The sequence below is a fragment of the SAR324 cluster bacterium genome (assembly GCA_029245725.1).
GTDB lineage: Bacteria > SAR324 > SAR324 > SAR324 > NAC60-12 > JCVI-SCAAA005.
In genome coordinates this window covers 1-3,311 of record JAQWOT010000265.1, presented here as the reverse complement: position 1 = coordinate 3,311, position 3,311 = coordinate 1, and the positions used below count along the sequence as shown (strand labels likewise).

Annotated in this window: 3 protein-coding genes; all 3 read left to right on the top strand. The window is 34.4% G+C overall.

Annotated features, from left to right (window positions below):
- The first annotated feature begins 58 nt into the window (after positions 1-58).
- Positions 59-868, top strand: a complete 810-nt coding sequence (rhaD, locus tag P8O70_14735; GenBank protein MDG2198106.1) for a rhamnulose-1-phosphate aldolase — start codon at positions 59-61, stop codon at positions 866-868.
- A gap of 286 nt (positions 869-1,154) precedes the next feature.
- Positions 1,155-2,663 (top strand): sugar ABC transporter ATP-binding protein, encoded by a 1,509-nt coding sequence (locus P8O70_14730; GenBank protein ID MDG2198105.1) that lies wholly within the window; start codon positions 1,155-1,157, stop codon positions 2,661-2,663.
- Positions 2,660-3,311, top strand: a 652-nt coding sequence (locus P8O70_14725; protein MDG2198104.1) for an ABC transporter permease, incomplete at its 3' end; no start/stop codon positions are given. The genes P8O70_14730 and P8O70_14725, both read left to right, overlap by 4 nt.

Below are 3,311 nucleotides of genomic sequence, written 5' to 3'. Positions count from 1 at the left end.
CTAGGGTGCGATTTTGGTTGGAAGCTGTAGTAAATATAGCAAAAGAAGGTTATAAAAGATGAAAAGTATAAAAATAAATCAGAGAGTTAAGGACGAAATAAATAAAGCTGCTGAGGTGGCGGAATATATGTGGAACCGAGAATGGGCTGAACGAAGTGGAGGGAATATATCTATAAATATTACAGACATACTTGATCAAGATACTTCTAACTGTAAGGGATTTCGATTTATCGAATGTGATAAATTTCCAAAAGGAGTTGCTCAGTTGATCTTTTTTGTAACGGGCAGTGGTGAACGACTACGTGAAATGAAAATTCCTGAAGAAACTGGATGTATTATTCGCTTTAACGAAAATGCTACAGGATTTTACATATTGTGGGGTGGTAAGGAACATCCAGGGTTCCGTCCATCAAGTGAGCTTCTTCCTCACGTTAAGATCCATCTTGACAAACTATCCTCCCAAAGCAAACACCGTGCTGTTGTTCACACTCATCCAAATGAGTTGATTTGCATAACTTATCATCCCAAATTTTCTCAAGACGAAAAAGCGTTAAATAATGTTTTATGGAGCATGATTCCCGAAGTTCGTGTGTTTGTGCCCAAAGGGGTCGGGATTACACAATACACTCTACCAGGTTCTGAAGAACTGTCAGATAGGACAGTTGAAGCTCTAAAGAAACGTGATTTAGTTATGTGGAATAAGCATGGGGCAATTTCAACTGGGGAGGATGCTCATGTTGCATTTGATTATATAGATGTTGCGAACAAAGGTGCAAAATTATACTTGCAATGTCTTGCAAGCCGATTTGTTCCAGAAGGGCTAAACAAGGATGAAATGCAAGAACTGGTCGAAGCATTTAATCTATAGTGAAATATTCCTTATAAAAAAGATAACTTAATAATTGAAATGTAATAAACTACACTAGTGCATTAATAGATATATACGTCTTAATCATGATGGATGAAGATTTCATGTCAAGAAAATACAAATTATTATTTGCACTAAATCTAAATATGATTCTGGAAGTCTTTGATGAATTATTAACTTAACATAATAGGAGAATCAAGGCCATCACTGTTGAACAAAATATTTATGATATTAAATTAAAATTAATTTAAAAAAGAAAAATTTCAAATTAAAAATGCCGTAAATTATGAATTTTAAGACACAACCAATACTTGAAGTAAAAGACCTTTCAAAACGGTTTGATATGACTCAAGCGTTGGAAGATATTTCATTGAAATTGTTTGCAGGAGAAGTTCATGTAATTGTTGGTGAAAATGGGGCAGGTAAATCAACCCTCATTAAGATTCTCACAGGAGTTCAACGTGGTGATCAAGGAGAAATATTTGTATCAGGGGGTCTAACAAAAATAGACAATGCACAAAAGGCACAAGATTATGGTATAGCGGCAATTTATCAGGAACCAATGGTATATCCTGATTTGGATGTAGCTGAAAACATTTTTATAAGTCATAAGAAAAGAGGATTTTTTGTACGATGGAATAAAATGTATGATGATGCCCATACAATTATGTCAGATCTGGGAGTAAACATTGATGTAAGAGCACCTGCTAGTAGTTTAACTCTTGCTGCGCAACAATCAGTAGAAATAGCAAAAGCTATTTCGTTAAATGTTAAACTTCTGATTATGGATGAGCCAACAGCATCATTGTCCAACTTTGAGGTAAATCAACTTTTTAAAGTGACCCGAAAACTCAAAGAAAACAATGTGTCTATTTTATTCATTAGTCATCGGTTAGATGAAGTTTTTGATATTGGTGATAAATTAACTGTTCTTCGTGATGGTAAACATATATCTACAAATCACATTTCGAAAGTTACAAAGAATAGCCTCATTAAGGACATGGTTGGAAGAGATATTAGTCAATTCTATTCATCTAGAAAAATTAAAATGAAGGGTGATTGTGTTGTTTCTGTAAAAAATATTTCAAAAGAATCAACTTTTACTGGAATTGAATTTGATCTTTACCAAGGTGAGGTATTGGGGTTCGCAGGCCTCGTGGGGTCAAGAAGAACAGATGTGGGATTGGCTTTGTTCGGAATTAATCCAATTGATTCTGGAACAATTAATATTTATGGTAGACCAGTAAATATAGATTCTCCACAAAAAGCTAAAAAACTTGGAATAGCATATTTATCTGAGGATCGAAGGCAATTAGGATTGGCTATGCCAATGGCTATTACCACAAACATTACACTACCAGCACTAAATAAATATCTAAATAAATTAGGAATTATTAACAAAAATGAAGAATATGAAACTGCAAAAGATTTTAAAGACCGACTTCAAATTAAAACTCCGTCACTTCTTAACGAAGTAAATAAACTATCTGGGGGTAATCAACAGAAAGTCATGTTAAGTAAGTGGCTAAATACTAACCCTAAAATATTTATACTTGATGAACCTACACGTGGGATTGATGTTGGTACTAAAGCAGAAGTACATGCAATAATAAAAAAATTAGCGGATGAAGGTATGGCGATCATCTGTATTTCTTCAGATCTTCCAGAAGTGATCGCAATGAGTGATCGAATTCTTGTCATGCGTGAAGGATCTCAGATGGGTATTGTAGATTCAAGTAATGCGAGTCAGGAAAAGATAATGTCTTTGGCTATGGGGCAAAAGGGTAAGTTATGAATGATTCTGTTAAAAATATTCGCCCCGAAAAGTTTAGAAACATAGTGTTAATTTTACTAATTATTCTAGTTCTTTTAGGATTCTCAACTGTCATTGAAAACTACTTAAACGCAAGATTGTTCAATAGAATTTCAACTAGTGTTGCCATCTTTGCCGTTTTAGCTATTGGACAGACTTTAGTTGTTCTTACACGTAATATAGATTTGTCAGTAGGATCAATAGTTGGTTTCACAGCATACTTTGTGGGCCAACAACTTACTCAATTCAACGAAATGGCACCAGTCACAGCTATATTATTAGCAATAGGAATAGGGGCAGTGATGGGAGCTATTAATGGATATTTTGTAGCTTATTTAAAGATCCCCGCCATCATTGTAACTTTAGGAACATTAGCACTATTTAGAACAATTCTTGTCGAATACTCTGATGCACAAACTGTACTTGCTATAGAATTACCAAAATGGATCCATGAGCTTCCCCGAATGAATGTTTTTACATATGAGCGTTTTCAGTTGAGGTATGTTGTAGCAGGGATGCTATTTGTAGTTATTACTTTTCAAATGATTCTTAAATATACTTCCTTTGGTAGAAAACTCTATGCAATAGGATCAAATCCCGAAGCAGCTAAATCAACAGGTTTTCCTATTC

What these genes read in the sequence shown, in the direction of transcription:
- rhaD (MDG2198106.1), top strand. Translation starts at nt 59, where the DNA reads ATGAAAAGTATAAAAATAAATCAGAGAGTTAAGGACGAAATAAATAAA.
- P8O70_14730 (MDG2198105.1), top strand. Translation starts at nt 1,155, where the DNA reads ATGAATTTTAAGACACAACCAATACTTGAAGTAAAAGACCTTTCAAAA.